The sequence below is a fragment of the Vibrio sp. 99-70-13A1 genome (genome assembly GCF_013114625.1).
Lineage (GTDB): Bacteria > Pseudomonadota > Gammaproteobacteria > Enterobacterales > Vibrionaceae > Vibrio.
Genome location: NZ_VTXD01000010.1, coordinates 58,735 through 73,894 on the forward strand (window position 1 = coordinate 58,735; position 15,160 = coordinate 73,894).

Sequence of the window (15,160 nt, forward strand, 5' to 3'; positions counted from 1 at the left end):
AAAGCTAAAGCTAAAGGGAGGTTCTTTAATTATTAATTAGGCTTAACCCACTTGGTAGGGCATCACCAAATACCCTCTTAGATTCACTTTCCGATAGCTCTTTCACTTCAGAAACAAGGCTAACCCAAGAGTCTGGCACTTTACTCTGCTGTAATTTATTTAATACCTGTTCACGATAATCATCCGAAATATCAAACAATCTATCGCCAGTTTTACGGCAAATCATGACAGCGGCAAACGCTATCATTGGCTCTTTTTGCCAGTTTTGTTCCAGTAGCTTAGGTAGCCACTGCTCTGCTTGTTCGCGAGGAATAACATTATGCTGGCTGCCATATAATGGAGTACGACAGGCTAGGCGACCGAGTGCCCACCAGTGCGCTTGAACAAATTGGGAATGATTAAGGGCTTTGTTTAAAAACCAGGTGGATAGCAGAGACTTATCTTCTACGTCTAGGTGTTCAAGTGATGCAGCTAAACGAACCATAGATTCATAGCCTTTATCTTGAGCTTCTTGTACTGATTTAGGGTTCTTAGCTGCTCCAGGGTGAAGATACTTTGCTATGTCGGCTAGAATAGTCTCTTGTTGATCTTGGGATAGACCGCCGGAAATTCTTCTCCAGAATACCCACCAATCGGTCCACCCTTGGTGGTTTTGAAACTGAATGTTCTGCTGGTATAGCCCCCAGATTTGCTCAATACGCCAAGAATCCGTTGGATCACCAAAACCAGGTCTCATTGAGAAACCAGCTAGGCGCAGCCAATTTTTTTCATGTGCTTCAGAGCGGCGGCGACGTTTGCGTCCAAGAGATAAGCTATCAAACAGTTGGCGTAGTGTAGAGAAGTCCCACTCGTCTTTTTTGCCTAAACGCTTTTCAAGTTCTTTCGAAATTGTCTTTATCTCTTTTGTATCTGCGCTTTTTTTATTTCCGCTGTATAGCCTAGAGATCAGCTCTTTACATTCAGTTAGGCGGGGGTGAAATTGCTCATCCTCTGAGTCATCACCCTGCTTATTGCGTACTTCAAACTCCAGTAACCAACGTTTACTTTCATCATCAACACTGACGCATTCCATTTTCAATGTGCCGACTTCTGTAAGCTGGCAAGCTAATTGAACTTCAACTCGTTCTTTTTGGTTGGCTTGAAGAGCAATAGAATCAGTGCTGTCTAGTGTTGAGATATAAGGCGGAAGAGGAGAGAAAAGATCAGCGTTTACATTGACCATCACACCGTTTTGAATCGCCGTGTCATGGGCGATTTGATCATGTGTGGAGGTAAGTAAATTAAAACGAACAGGCTCACCTAAGGTTAGCGAGAAGCGTCGACCATTCAAGCGAATTTCTTGACCTTCTTCTGTCCCTTTCGCTAGTAGGCATAATGCCTTACCCATTTTATTCTTTTCTTGAAGATGCAAGAAATAAGAACGAGCAGCGCCTCCACCAATTTTCAGCTGAGCACCACGTCGGGCTTTACCAAATGCAACCGCACCTAATGCAACAGACCAATCTGGGTGAGGGTTATCTAAAACAGTGATTGGTGAACCTTTCCAGTTCCCCAGTAATTGAGTGACACGCTGCGTTACAAGGTCACTATTAAATACACCACCATTCAGTAGCACACCTACGGGTACTGCAGGTTGTGAAGGGTCGAAATCAATTTGGTCGGAATTTTCTAATGCTGCTTGTGATACTTGTTGATGCTGAGTTAAAAATTCAGCGACATGTTTGCTCACCGCAGGATCCGCTACATAGGGCAAACCGAACTCAACAACGGCACTTCGGCGTTTGTCTGGAACGTCATTAAAATCTGACAATGGGAAGAAGCCATCTAACGCGATGTTGTGAACTTCTTGTTTGGTCAAACCGATGCTTTTAGTACCACCAAGCAACTTGGAACCGCTGCCTAGCATAGTGATCTTTACTTCTTCAGGTGCATTTGAAGACAGTAAGTTTTCTTTTGCTTTACGAGTTTGCTGGATTAATTTTGTCAGGCTTGCTGCATTAAGCTTTTTACCTTGGTTGAATCTTTGTTCAGCAAGGTGAGCTAAGGCTAGATCAAGGTTATCACCGCCTAGCATTAAGTGTTCGCCAACCCCAATTCTATCTAGCGCTAGTTCATCTTTTTCGAATTTGGCTTCAATTAAACTTAAATCGGTCGTACCACCACCTACATCACAAACCAGAATAAGCGGGAGCTGCTTTAACTCATCTGATGCTGTTTGTTGGTGTCTTGCATACCAGTCATAACAAACTGCCTGTGGTTCTTCGAGTAACATGATTTTGCCTAAACTCGCGAGTTCAGCCGCTTCAAGTGTCAGCTTACGTGCTGTTTCATCAAATGATGCCGGCACGGTGACGACAACATCTTGATTCTCAAGTTTATTGCTTGGATTACGGTAATTCCACGCTTGGCGGATATGGTTAAGGTAGCTAGCACTTGCAACTACTGGCGAAACCTTATCAACATCTTGAGCACCAGCCCAAGGTAAGATTTCAGAATTTCGGTCAACCGCTTGATGCGACAGCCAGCTTTTTGCACTGGATACTTGGCGACCTTCTACTTTAGCGCCAAGTTCACGCGCCCATTCACCCACAATAACATTTGGAGTGTCGCCTTCGACTAAAGCTGTATCCCAAGGAAGGGTTAAGTCTGAGTCTGATATTTGGCTTTGTGCTGGATGGTAACGAAAAGAAGGGAGTAGGGGTTTACGAACGACTTCTCCAGGACCAATGAGTTGGTCTATATCGAATAAAGAAACAGGAGAGTGTTGTAAGTCATCGGTGATTTCACAATAAGCGACAACAGTATTTGTAGTGCCTAAATCAATGCCGACGAGAAAACGAGGAGATGCCATTACTGAACCTCACAAGATATATGGATTAAAAAACGGCACCAATAAGGTGCCGTTAAATATATGTGTATTAGTGTTGATGATGGTGAGATTGAGTACTGTCTTGCTGAACATTTTCAGAATCAGAACTTGTCTCTTCACGGACATCAAATTCAACGTGCCATTTTTGACCGTTATCAGTCGCGATAGCTTCTAAGTATAAAGTGCCAAGCTCAGTCACACGTGATGCTAAAGTAACAGGAACCACTTCACCTTCACGACGACCTTCAGAAACAGGCAAAGTCACTTGAATTTCAGGTAGCTCATCTAAATCTTCTGGAGCCCAGTGATCCAAATGTGTTCCAGCTTCGTCTTCACGACGAGTCGTTGAGCCAAAGAATTGGAAGTGAACCGGTTGACCAATAACTAGACCAAACTCTTGGCTTGGTACTTGAACACTTGAGCCTTCTTCCATTCCGAAAGGCGCCACACAAAGTGCTTCCATCGGTGGAGCCATTCCTGGAATTGCCGGCATCGCACTTTCAATACCTACGTAGTAGCTTGAAGCAATACCACCGCGAATACGCACGCCTTGACCACGGCGAACAGAGCCATAGTATGAAGCACCGCTTGCTACAGCTAAGTCTAAATCTAAACCAGATAATTGCTTCGCAGATTCAGCTTCTGCCGAAATTAACCAAGCATTGATGGTTGAAGATAAGCGTTCAGAAAGTAATGGAGACTTAAGCACGCCACCATTGAATAAAATAGCGCTTGGTTTGATGAAATCTGCTGGTTGTACATCTGCCCCAGGCATACCTGGCATATTAGCAAATGGGTTGAAATCTTGCTGTTGTTCTGATGCTCCGCCCAATGCATTCGCTTGCTTCGAAAGGAATGCTGCGATGTGACGAGTGATGCCAGCATCTTGTGCGTAAGGTAGACCCATCTGCGTAAGTGCACCACGAGTTTTTTGAACAGGGTGCTCTGTAACAGCAATTTGCGGGAAGAAACCGTCAACCAATGTTTGCTGAACTTCTTGCTGAGTCAGTTCTGTTTTTAGAGTTGCGCCAAGTAGCTTTGAGCCACGGCTAGGCACAACAATTGGTACAGCTTGTAGTTCTGCGTCATTCAGCAGTGCTTCTTTTGCATCACGGCAAGCATGAGTCATTGCTTGAACTTGCCAAGGTGCTAATTCTTTACCATCTTGAGCTAACTTCATCTTCAGGCGGTAGGCAAGAGCAAGGTCCATGTTGTCACCGCCAAGTAGGATGTGTTCACCTACTGCAATACGGCTTAATGTCAGGTTGCCTTCGTCTTCTTTCACTTCAACCAAAGAAAGGTCAGTTGTACCACCGCCAATATCGACAACGAGTACTACATCACCGACATTGACTTCGTCACGCCAAGTGTCGTTACTATTGTCGATCCAGCTATAAAGAGCGGCTTGTGGTTCTTCTAGTAGTGTTAAGTGTTCAAAACCAACATTACGAGCGGCTTCAGCTGTTAAATCACGAGCAGCAGGGTCAAATGAAGCTGGAACCGTAATCGTCACATCTTGATCAGCAAGTTTGTGTTCTGGGTGAGTGTGATTCCAAGCATCTTTTAGATGTTCAAGGTATAACTCAGTCGTTTTTAGAGGCGATACTTTTTCGACTTCTTCAGGGCTGCCCGCTGGTAGGAATGCATCACGGCGGTTTACACCAGAATGACATAACCAAGACTTCGCACTCGCAATCAAACGGATTGGTGTTTTAGAACCAAGATTACGAGCGATAGCACCTACTAGTGCTTTTGGCTCAGAAGACCAAGGTAAAACACGTGAATTACTGTTCATTTCATGTTCGTGGGGCTGATACAAAAATGAACCAAGTTGGCTACGTGTTTCAACCGTACCCGGAGCCGTAAGCTGAGGGATTGGCATTACTTCAACACGTGCATCTTCATCTGTCGTATCTAGGAATGACAGGACGCAGTGAGTCGTACCCAAGTCAATTCCCACACTGAATTTCGGCCCGATGTTCTGCTCATCGGCATTTTGTGTATTGTTATGATCCATTAAAGTTCAACCTCTGCTGGAGCAATAACTGAAGCGTCGTAGTTTTCAGCTAGCTTAGGTAGGTTCATATCAGTCGCTTTCCAACCTTTGTGAACTAAAGTGCCATTGAATGGGGCATTACCCGTTACATTACCCGTTAAGCGCACTTCTTGAGGGTTGAAGCCTTCTGCAATAGTGATTCGCGTTTCTTCATCTTCAGAGCGGATATGAGCTAATGTTACGTAATCGCCCAATACCTTTTTACCGCCAGTATGAATAACGCGAGCTGCAGCGCCGACTTCTTCATCAGAGAATGATGTTAAATCTTCTTGAAGGAAATCAATCAGGCGAGCTTCTTGCTGCATGATTGATAATAACTGCATTGCAGAGTCTGTTGATGCGGTTGCAAGTTTAGATTCAACTTCGACGACTTTCTCGATGACTTTTTCAACTTCAACGACTTTCTCAACTTCGACAATTTTTTCAACTGTCTTTTCAACTTCAACGATTTTCTCAACAGGTTTTTCTACAACTTTTTCGATTACTTTTGATTTACGAGAAACTGCAATTAAAAGTAATAAAACGCTTGAAGAAGCAAGACCGGCATGCAGCATGTCAAACGTTTGTGGAATTAGGTTTAAATCAAAGTTCATTGTGATGTCTCTATAGATTGATTTAACGGTATATTCATTTCATCAGATAAAAATCTGAGATTGGAGGAATATACAGATTGGAAAGAATGAACTGATACACGCGGCATCAGGTTTCTTTCAAGCTTTAAATATGGGGTAGATACTAGCATATTCAAGGCTTAAGGGCTTATTTTCTGGATTTATTCGACTTGAAACTAGCACTGTTCGCTTTATTTTTAACCAATATTTTAGTGCCTTTTAATTCATATTTTAGGTGAACGACAAATAATGCTCATTTTCCCTGCATTTGTACTTAATCAATGTTAGAGAATGGCGTTTACGAGTGTATAATTTAACTATCAACATGATTTATTTGGAATACTAATGCCTAACAGTGTAAGCCCATCTACTGGGTTGAAGAAACGAACACTCCCTTTATTGACTTTCGCTGCTTCTATCGCTGTTACTGTACTGTGCCTTGTTTTTATTGCGATAAACCAAAAAGATTCCATGTTATCTAATATGGATAACATCGCTGAACGTCAGGTTCAAAGCCTAAGAATGTTTATCAAAAATGATGTGGCGTACATTGGTTCAGGGGCTAATTTCTTTTCGTCAACGGAACAGCAGCATTGGGATGCATTCAATGCCTTTGCTAAGCGAACGATTCAGGGTTCAAAAAGTTTGATTGGTCTACAATGGATGGAAAAAGTCTCTAGTGACCAAATTGAAGCTCATACTCAAAGGCTGCAATCTTTATATCCTTCTTATCAGCTGTTTACTGTGCCGAAAGATGGACCTAAAACCCTTGGTTATATAATGGGTGACCAACCTGTTTTTATTGCTTCAGATATCCACCCACAAACGCCTGAAAATATTGAATTATTAGGTTTTTACTCTTCTCGTGAACGCTTCAAACTGGTTATCGACAATATTCTAGAAACGCGGCAAGCGAACCTCTCGGATAAAGTTCGTTTACTGCAAGATGGTCTAAGTAAAGGACCAGAGAAAACAGGTATGTTGGTTTACCACCCAGTGTTTGATTCCAATGAGCAAGATCTTTTAGGTGTGGTTGTGGGAGTGGTTCGCACCACTTATTATTTCGAGAACCTTCTCGCTTCAACTCTCGTTGATCTTGATATATTTATCCGCGTGACTGATTTAGGCTTCGATGCTGAAGACGACCCAATTTTATTTGAAACCGAAGGTTTTGAAGAGGTCTCGGGACATCAAATCAGCAAGGTTATCAGCTTACCAAACCGAGATTGGGTTGTAGAATTTAGAATAGGCTCGCTTATTTCTAATAGCGGGTATTTGGTGTTAGTTGGTATGGCTTCTGTAGGGTTGATGATCTCATTTTTACTCGCTTATATTGTGAATTTACAAGTACGTGAAAAAGAGCGCTTATCCGATATGCTCGACAAGAAAACGGAAGAGCTTCGATTCTTAGTTGAACACGATAGCCTGACTGAGCTTTTAAATCGAAGGGCGTTTAACGCAGCGCTTAAAGTATGGTTAAAAACTAAACCTAACTTTAGCCTTGTGGGTTTTGATATTGATAAATTCAAAGGCATTAATGACCAATTTGGTCACCCAGCAGGGGATGCGTTACTTAAGCATGTAAGCTACATCATTAGTAATAAGTTGCATTCGTCAGATTACTTATTTCGATTGGGCGGTGATGAGTTTTGCATTCTTACTGAAGTTCATGACCGTGATGATTTACACGACTACCTTAATGAAATCTTGGAGCTTGTGAGTAGTACACCGACAGATTACCAAGGCGAAAGCTTACATTGTACTTTGAGTGTTGGGGCAGGTGTTTATGATGGGGAAACCGCTGAGCAATTATTGCAAAAAGCAGACAACCATTTATATGAAAGTAAGATGAATGGTCGAAATCAGGTCACAATTGCAGGCTAATTGAACACTTGGTAGAGATAGGGTCGAGTTATTGAATCGTGTCAGGTACAATTTACTCAAATTTTAAAAAGAGATAATTAGGCGACGTATGAATCACAATCGAGTGGTATGTTTCGATTTGGAAATGTGCTGTTGGAGCGAAAATGGCGTAGGTACGACAGGCGAAATCATAGAGGTGGGTTTGGCTGAAATCGATCTTTCGTCAGGAAAAATCGTGAAACGAGCACAATACTACGTAAAGCCTAAGAAAGATGAAGTCTCTTTATTTTGTGCCGAATTAACTGGTATTACTCCTCGTAAGATTGAGAAGCAAGGTCGGCCATTAGAGTCCGTGATTCAATCTATGTTGAAAAACTTTGGTGGACCTAAGAAGATCTACGCAGCCTGGGGAAGAGATGACCTTATCTTACATAACGAATGTAAAGAGAAAGGCATTGAACCTCTTTTTTCTGAGTTTATTAACTTAGCGACATTGTATCGTATTCAGAATCGTCTCAAAGAAAAGCGCATTGGTCACCGTGCAGCCCAAGAAGCTCAAGACATTGAGTGGGAAGGTAGACAGCATTCAGGGTATGTGGATGCGTACAATTTAGCAAAACTGGCTCTGACCATGTTGTGATATTAAAGCTTTGTTCAGTTCAGGTTGTTGCAAAATAAAAGGTCGCTTAAATGCGACCTTTTTAGTTTTCGACTTGCTTGGGTTATGGCGTATTGATCGGTTTTTACAATCGTCACACCATTAATCGTACTTTTGTTATTACAAGCCGCAAGCTGCTTACCATACTTTAGCGTTTACTGGTGATAGGAACCAACTGGCATTGTTGGATCCGCCAGACTCAGCCCAATCTACAATGTTAGGGTAGGCTTGGCAGGTATCGGTTCTTTCATATGGATGTGACCATTGAGTTGGAATATCAAGAGCCCAGGGTAAGCCATCTACTGTTTGGTAGTATTCATTGTTATCTACGCTCGAATCATCAGCTCCAACTCCAAAAATACTCGTGTTCGCTAAATCTGTATTCGGGTAATTCATTAGGTGAATTTCTTTATTACGAGCATCCGATTTATAGATGAATGGGTTCAGTGTTGTGCCACTTAAACTTGTCATTGAACCATCGATTACAAGAGATATGCTGTAGTCAACAGCATCACGTACATCACCAGACTCAGTATTGTAGAAATTAGAGTTTCCATTACTTGGAAGCATGTCGGAAATACTCTCAATTGCGACAATGACTAACTCTCCACTGTGACCGCCTTCAGGGGTGATTGCTTCAGTTGAGCCGTTGTAAGTTTTAGTTAGTGAACTTACATTTGAAGCGTCAATACCAGAAAGAGATAGTGCGAAACTGTTGTCTTGGCTGGCTCCGCGAGCGACAGCTTGTCCGTAATAATCAAAGCGGGTTATTTGGTTGCTCGCATTTGTATATACGCCATATGCATAACGTGTAATGAAGTCGTTTAGGTCATAATCTCCTTCATATGGCCACATATCTTCGAATGCAAGTGTGTACCAGCCTGTTGTTGGCGTTCTGCTGTAGAAGGCGATAGTAGGATCGTTTGGTGCATAATCATCGCTGTCTGCGATTCCATCACCATCACTGTCTCCAATCTCGGGCCAAGCAATTTCTGCAATATCACTAATTAAGCCATTCGAATCAATCGCTGTAACTTGAACTTTCCAAAGCTCACCGGCAGCTGTTTCGCTAGAGTTTAGAGTCGCATCAGTATTGTTACTCTTACCTACAAATTCGTCATCAACATAGAAACCTTGGCCGACATCGACGAACCAACGATAGCTATAAGTCACGGCATCACCATCGGAATCTGCGGGGGTCGGGCCCGTTACTGTTACAACCAAATCATCGGTAGAACCTAAGCCAGCACTACGGCTTAACGTCGGTAAATTGGGTGCTGCATTGTCTATTTGTGTGTAAGTCACACTGATTAAGCTGTATTCAAGTGTGGTTAACCAGCCGTCATTATTAATATCTATATCAAGATCAACATTAACGAAATTATCACTCAGTGTAGATGTTGGTAAGTCGAAAATGGTGGTAGACCAATTGCCATTGGTTCCTTGTAAAAATCCAGGGGTTAAAGCCGTGCCATCAACAGCTACACCATCGTACTCGCCATTTTCGCCGTGGTGTGCTTCAGAATCCACATCATAGGCATAGATGGTGAGCGTTGCTTCAGTGATTTGAGAACCTTCAGGTACTTCAATGTTATGTTGCCATGAATAATCTTGATTGGCGTTGCTGTAGATATCAAAACCATACCCTGATGGTGCCACATAATGAGGGCTTGTACTGCTACTGTTAATCTTTTGCGTAACTGTTATCGACCCGTCACTGTTGGTTGTTGAAGTGTTTTCAGATGCTGCAGATAGCGCATAATGTGGAACATTACTGGCAGCAAATGAGCTCATGATTAATAGTGATTTCTTTAAATTATTCATAACGTCTCTTCCTTAATCCGCATCTAACACAATGTCACAAGCAACACTTAAGTTTGGTACCAGCTCGCTTAAGCTAAATTGAGATTCACAACTTTGCTTTCTAACGTTTGCAACAACTTTTATGCTTTCCCAATGTGCTGGAATGCTGAAGTCATTGCTCAACACTCCCTCTTTATTTGTAACGCCGGAATAGAAGGGAGTAGCGTCGATACCATCAGAGGTGATGCTATAAAATTTGACGATGTGAGATCCACGAATAGGGGATGCATTACCATTTTTCTGTGAGTAGCTACTTACAATGTTCACGTTTAGCTCATGGCTGTTAACGCTTCGCCATTCAAAATTGTTAGGTACTGAAATTTCATTAAATGATGTGTCTGCAACCGCAGCTACTGCGCCGCCTGAGCTTGAGCCACCGCTATCACCACCACAGCCAATAAGAGAACTAGCGATAACTGATGTTAGAAATAAGGGAGTGAGTGTTTTCATGTTAATCGTCCTTAATTATCTGGGATATATAAGGATTAGCAATCAATGTGCCACTTTTAACTTGTTGTTTTATAATGATTTTTGTTTTGTTTTTATATTGGGAATGGAGTTATTTTGGATGTTCTCAATAAAAGAATCGATTTGAAAGTGGATTAGTTACACATGAGAAATGCAACTAATCGTGTGCGGGAAAATAATAGACGGGCGAGTCGGTATACTTGAGGTTAATCGTCAATGATTATTACATGTAGGTTTAAAGTTGGTTTTGCGAAGAAAGTTTTGCTCTAATGAACTCACTATGATCAACATAGAGTAATTCAGCCGTTTTTCTAATTACGGCATCTTCTAGAGGGTCTATTTCACCATCAGCGTGCGCGACTTCCCACATGCCTTTAATTAATTCAAAACGAACAGGTTGCGATAACTCACGAAGTTGTGACGTAAAATCATAAAGAGAAACCGATTGTTTAACTTGTTGCTCTGCTTCAGTGAGCAGCGCTTTCGAAGCATCTTCAGAAAGCCCTAACAGCCTTTCAAGTAAGTGTAGTTTTGCTTGTTGTTCTACTGGGTTAATCGCATGGTCAGCGCCTGCTACTTCACACAATAGGCTTGCTATCGCTAAGTTCGGGGAGGATACAGGGTTTTTTCCAAGATCTTGCCCGTCGATTAATTGTTTAAAAAGTGATGTGAGTGAATTAAACATGCAAAGCTCCAAATCTGTCGTCTTGATAATACTATTAGGGTGATTAGTCACAATAACAAGCAAGTTGACACAACATTTACATTGCTCTTTATTGAATGCACTCATGAAGGTGATGTATTAATGAGTGCATGTACTCCGCATTAATGAAATTTAGGGTGCGGGAAAGTGGGTATTTTCACCCGTTCCGCTCAGCGTTGAAATTTCAACTGGCTTTCCTGTATCATCAAGTCTTAATTCACCAATAGCACTGCGGTTTGATAAGCGATAGAAGCTTTGGTTATCCGGGCTGCGCTTTTCAATTTTGAGACGTTTTCTTTTAGTGAAATAGTTCAAAACGGAATGCGGGCTATACAGAAGACGATCGAAAATATCACAGAATTTAAGCAGTGGGGCAGGGAACTCATTCTTAATGCCGCTACACGTGATTTGATAAATATTAGGGCTGTTTTTCCTATATCTAAGCTTGATGTCGTAAGCAAACGAATAATGAACATCACCAGATAAAACGACAAAGTTAGTGGGTGTTTTGGTATGAGTGAAAATACTGATCAGTGTGTTGGCACTGCCTGGATGAGCCATCCAGTTCTCAGCATCAATAACCAAAGGTTGCCCTAGAGAAGTCATCATTTTTTGCAGTGTTTCAATGAACTTGACCCCAAACATAGGGGCTGCAGAAACAATAATGACTTTATCTAAACCCATCAGTTGGTGTTGTAGTTCAATCAGTGCTTCCCAGTCCATCAACCCCGATGGTTTATTCATACGTGACTCTGAGCGCCAACGACGAGTACGTGTATCGAGCACAATGATTTTAGGTGATGTTTCAATGGTGTAGTGCCAGTCTTCAAATCGATTCAGCGACGTTAGCAAGGTCTGCTGATGGCTATGGTTGAGCTCTGCTGTATTAGCATCGACTTCAAAAGTGTTAGTTACTCTTTCTATAAATGCGCTATCAAATTTCTCTGGCGTATTTCCCCAACCTTGGCATAGCCAATAGGCAGCAAGACCATTTCCAATCACTTGACTAGCAAATGCATTTTGGTCTGCGGCATGTTCCCAGCCGACGGTTAAGTTCCAGTCATCCGTTACATCATGATCATCAAAAATCATATAAGTAGGAATATGAGCTAGTAAGCGTTGAACTTGAGGGAGACCTTGTATGAAGTCATTAATAGCGGCGTTTTCTTCACGCCATTGCTGCTGTTCTGCTGGTGTTAATGTGTAGTGACCATGATTGAAGTTTTGGTCCCTTAACTGTTCTTTATTGACCAGAGACCAAAGCGTTGGAGACCAAACCAGCAAGTACATGGCAATAAATTCAGAAAGGGCCACTAAGTGATTTTCATTTTCCCTAGAGCTGAAAATAGGGACTCGGCGCTGTGGGAAGAGTTTATCTAAAAATGAATCTGAACCTGTGTGGTGAGGTAATACTTTGTCGCGTTGGTAAAAATTAAAGTCACTCGTGTATAGATCTTCCGCACTAGAAATATGACTTTTTTGAGAATCTGTTGGCAGCGTTTCATTAGGTAAACCTAACAAGGAGATGACTTGTCCAATCGCATCAAGCGTTGGGCCAGCAACATGGTCGGCATAAATTTGGTCGCCACTCATCATGAGAATGTTGGGGCGTTCAAGTGGTGCTTGGCTTTGAACTTTACTATCAGCGGCAACTAAGCTGTCTTTACTTGAGTGATGAGGGTTACGACAAGAACCATGTAACACATAATCGGCTTTAGTCGGGATCACAAAGTTAAGTCTTGATTGACCTTGATAAAGTAGATGAGGTGCAAGGTCAGTAATGTCACCTTGATCCGTCTGAATTTGATATTCAAGAGGTGTATCGGCAGGAAATTCACCTTGAATTGAAGCTAGCGTTACCCATGCATTTGTACCCACTCGGATAGATTCTGCCTGAGCTGCATCATAATGGAAAAAAGCTTCAGGTTCACTCGGGCGGAAAAATAATACTTCTCCCTTAATGGGTTGGCTTGTTACTAGCCACAGGGCAACTTCATTGACGGTTGTTTTTCGTAAAATAGGACCGGCAATTAATAATGGTAACGGTGAGGTTTTTGAAAGGTTCAATACGAGTCCTAAATTATCTAAATGGAAGCGGTGATTCGCGTGGGTGCTAATTCACATAGCTGGTGATGCGCATAGTTGGTGATGCGTATAGTTAAGGCGGCATTGCTCGCGAGAGTGAGAAGTGATGTTGCTGAACAATGCTCCTAATTGGAAGTGATAACGTGGAAGGTGACTATTCGTTATCTGCGTTTGGATCTTCCAGTATTTCGATAACTTCAGAGCTCGAAAGTTCATGCCCCATTAGAAATAATGCCAACATAGCGTCCGCTTTTGTTTTGGTGTCTGAACTGTCATCTAAAATCTGTTCGAACTTTTTACGAATCATTGTGATTTCATGTTCAACGAATCCACGTCCTTCTTCATCCCCTTGATTTTCTTCAGGGGCATTATCAAAGCCTAAAAATAATAGGTCACCATCCAGTTTAGTCTCTATTAAGCGTTCAGGCAGCCACTCTTCTCCCATAACTATTTCGGGATCCGCGCCATTTGGTAAATTATTTATGATGTTTTGTAATTCTGAGACTTTCACATTACTTTCATTTATCAGAGAATATGCTTTATTGTAACGGTCAATTGCTAACGAATCTAAACCTAGTTCAGATAAAATGGTTAATAATTGTCAATTCAGTCACTTTATTTTCATACAAAGAGCTATCCCATCAGAATGAAGTACAAATTTTTATCATCTTTAATGACCACGGCAGCGGTATTGTCGTCTGCTAATGTTTGGGCAACCCAAGAACAAGAGTGGGGAATTGCGGCAATGTATCGTGTCGCAACCATTCCTTTTGACACAACCGAAGGTGATCAAACCGTCAGTTCTTTTGTGCCTATGCTGTTTTTTAAAAATGATTATGTGTACATCGACGGCACTGAAATGGGTGCTTATGTCTATCAAACTGAAGATGAATTGTGGTCCTTAAACGCCATTTCTCGCATGCGGTTTATTGATATTCCAGCTTCAGAACAAAATGCAATTGAAGGTGATACGGCTGATTTTGGTGTTCAACTGACTTATCAGTTAGATGATACTTGGGAAATAGATACCGAAGTGATGAGTGACGATGAATATCGTTTCCACGGAAATCTCCGTGCAAAAGGTTACTACCAATCTGGTGACTGGGAATTTACGCCCAGTGCAACATTGCGCTATAAAAGCTCGGACTTTAATAGCTACTACTTTGCTTTAGAAGGCGAAAATGTTGGAGCGGGAGCAGATCTAAATATTGGTTTAGAAGCCCGTTATCATGTTATTTCGAACCTGTATTTATTAGGTTCAACCAGCATTACTCGTTTAGATGACAATGCTTATGACTCGACTATCATTAATGACCGTTATCAAAGTGAGTTCTTCCTTGGCTTTGGATTCTTCAATGACAAAGAAAAAGCGCCAAAACCACAGTTAAGTAATGCCCCTTATTTGCGTGTGGCTCATGGCTGGGCAACGCCATCTAATATTGGCGACATCATGAAGTTCAATACTGAAAAAGATGAGTACAATAATCAGCTTACCTCATTTTTCTATGGGCACCCATTAACTGATGAGTTGTTTGGGGTGCCGATTGATATCTACTTAACTCCGGGTATTGTTCATCATTGGAACTCTGAAGTTCAATCCAACAGCACTGAATATGTTGTTGCTATTAAAGCCTATTACACTTTCGACTGGCCAACTCAATGGCGAATAGGTTTTGCTGAAGGTATGTCTTATGTAGATTCAATTACTTATATTGAAGCGAAGGAAATGGAAGAAAAAGGCTACACCGCGAGCCACCTATTAAACTATTTAGATATATCTTTTGATGTCAACGTAGGTGATTTAGTGAATGAGAAAGACTTGAACAATTTGTGGTTCGGTTATTCATTGCATCATCGCTCTGCTATCTTTGAAAATGCTTCTCAGTTTGGGCGCATCAAAGGCGGCAGTAACTATAATACTATTTATGTTCAATACGAGTTTTAAGGTTTTCTAGTCATTATCAGAATGATGATCAACCAACAT

Annotated in this window: 10 protein-coding genes and 1 pseudogene; 3 read left to right on the top strand and 8 right to left on the bottom strand. The window is 41.7% G+C overall.

The genetic code is table 11. The features are described 5' to 3' along the window. Positions 1 to 25: 25 nt before the first annotated feature. The 3 genes from F0226_RS08975 to F0226_RS08985 all read right to left on the bottom strand — a co-directional run bounded on the left by F0226_RS08975 (position 26) and on the right by F0226_RS08985 (position 5,518). Complete coding sequence (locus F0226_RS08975; RefSeq protein WP_171735322.1) at positions 26 to 2,851, bottom strand: Hsp70 family protein; 2,826 nt, start codon at positions 2,849 to 2,851, stop codon at positions 26 to 28. Between the two features lie 67 nt (positions 2,852 to 2,918). Then, complete coding sequence (locus F0226_RS08980) at positions 2,919 to 4,886, bottom strand: Hsp70 family protein (protein ID WP_171735323.1); 1,968 nt, start codon at positions 4,884 to 4,886, stop codon at positions 2,919 to 2,921. Beyond that, a complete protein-coding gene (locus F0226_RS08985) occupies positions 4,886 to 5,518 on the bottom strand; it encodes a DUF2760 domain-containing protein (protein ID WP_171735324.1) in 633 nt (210 codons plus the stop codon). The genes F0226_RS08980 and F0226_RS08985 overlap by 1 nt, the downstream gene beginning before the upstream one ends. 363 nt (positions 5,519 to 5,881) lie before the next feature. Here F0226_RS08985 and F0226_RS08990 point away from each other — a divergent pair, with 363 nt between their 5' ends. Both F0226_RS08990 and F0226_RS08995 read left to right on the top strand, forming a co-directional pair. Then, the gene (locus F0226_RS08990; RefSeq protein WP_171735325.1) at positions 5,882 to 7,420 is read left to right on the top strand and encodes a sensor domain-containing diguanylate cyclase; all 1,539 of its coding nucleotides are present in this window, start codon (positions 5,882 to 5,884) and stop codon (positions 7,418 to 7,420) included. 88 nt (positions 7,421 to 7,508) lie between these two features. Next, a complete protein-coding gene (locus F0226_RS08995; RefSeq protein ID WP_171735326.1) occupies positions 7,509 to 8,039 on the top strand; it encodes a 3'-5' exonuclease in 531 nt (176 codons plus the stop codon). Positions 8,040 to 8,195: 156 nt separating this feature from the next. Here the strand turns inward: F0226_RS08995 and F0226_RS09000 are convergent, their stop codons facing one another. From F0226_RS09000 to F0226_RS09020, 5 genes and pseudogenes are all read right to left on the bottom strand, one after another. Then, positions 8,196 to 9,881: an LruC domain-containing protein gene (locus F0226_RS09000; protein WP_171735327.1), complete on the bottom strand. Its 1,686-nt coding sequence runs from the start codon at positions 9,879 to 9,881 to the stop codon at positions 8,196 to 8,198. 12 nt (positions 9,882 to 9,893) lie between these two features. Further along, the gene (locus F0226_RS09005; RefSeq protein WP_171735328.1) at positions 9,894 to 10,370 is read right to left on the bottom strand and encodes a hypothetical protein; all 477 of its coding nucleotides are present in this window, start codon (positions 10,368 to 10,370) and stop codon (positions 9,894 to 9,896) included. 253 nt (positions 10,371 to 10,623) lie between these two features. Continuing rightward, positions 10,624 to 11,073, bottom strand: coding sequence for a TerB family tellurite resistance protein (locus tag F0226_RS09010; protein WP_171735329.1), 450 nt, complete (start codon positions 11,071 to 11,073; stop codon positions 10,624 to 10,626). Between the two features lie 150 nt (positions 11,074 to 11,223). After that, entirely contained in the window at positions 11,224 to 13,158 is a 1,935-nt protein-coding gene (locus tag F0226_RS09015) for an alkaline phosphatase D family protein (protein WP_171735330.1), read from the bottom strand. A gap of 196 nt (positions 13,159 to 13,354) precedes the next feature. Beyond that, positions 13,355 to 13,765, bottom strand: a pseudogene (locus F0226_RS09020) (hypothetical protein); the annotation flags it as partial. Between the two features lie 57 nt (positions 13,766 to 13,822). On the opposite strand from F0226_RS09020, the gene F0226_RS09025 reads away from it, so the two are divergent. Continuing rightward, positions 13,823 to 15,121 (top strand): MipA/OmpV family protein, encoded by a 1,299-nt coding sequence (locus tag F0226_RS09025; RefSeq protein WP_171735331.1) that lies wholly within the window; start codon positions 13,823 to 13,825, stop codon positions 15,119 to 15,121. Positions 15,122 to 15,160: the final 39 nt, after the last annotated feature.

What these genes read in the sequence shown, in the direction of transcription:
- F0226_RS09010 (WP_171735329.1), bottom strand. Translation starts at nt 11,073, where the DNA reads ATGTTTAATTCACTCACATCACTTTTTAAACAATTAATCGACGGGCAA.
- F0226_RS08975 (WP_171735322.1), bottom strand. Translation starts at nt 2,851, where the DNA reads ATGGCATCTCCTCGTTTTCTCGTCGGCATTGATTTAGGCACTACAAAT.
- F0226_RS08995 (WP_171735326.1), top strand. Translation starts at nt 7,509, where the DNA reads ATGAATCACAATCGAGTGGTATGTTTCGATTTGGAAATGTGCTGTTGG.
- F0226_RS08985 (WP_171735324.1), bottom strand. Translation starts at nt 5,518, where the DNA reads ATGAACTTTGATTTAAACCTAATTCCACAAACGTTTGACATGCTGCAT.
- F0226_RS09000 (WP_171735327.1), bottom strand. Translation starts at nt 9,881, where the DNA reads ATGAATAATTTAAAGAAATCACTATTAATCATGAGCTCATTTGCTGCC.
- F0226_RS08990 (WP_171735325.1), top strand. Translation starts at nt 5,882, where the DNA reads ATGCCTAACAGTGTAAGCCCATCTACTGGGTTGAAGAAACGAACACTC.
- F0226_RS08980 (WP_171735323.1), bottom strand. Translation starts at nt 4,886, where the DNA reads ATGGATCATAACAATACACAAAATGCCGATGAGCAGAACATCGGGCCG.
- F0226_RS09025 (WP_171735331.1), top strand. Translation starts at nt 13,823, where the DNA reads ATGAAGTACAAATTTTTATCATCTTTAATGACCACGGCAGCGGTATTG.
- F0226_RS09005 (WP_171735328.1), bottom strand. Translation starts at nt 10,370, where the DNA reads ATGAAAACACTCACTCCCTTATTTCTAACATCAGTTATCGCTAGTTCT.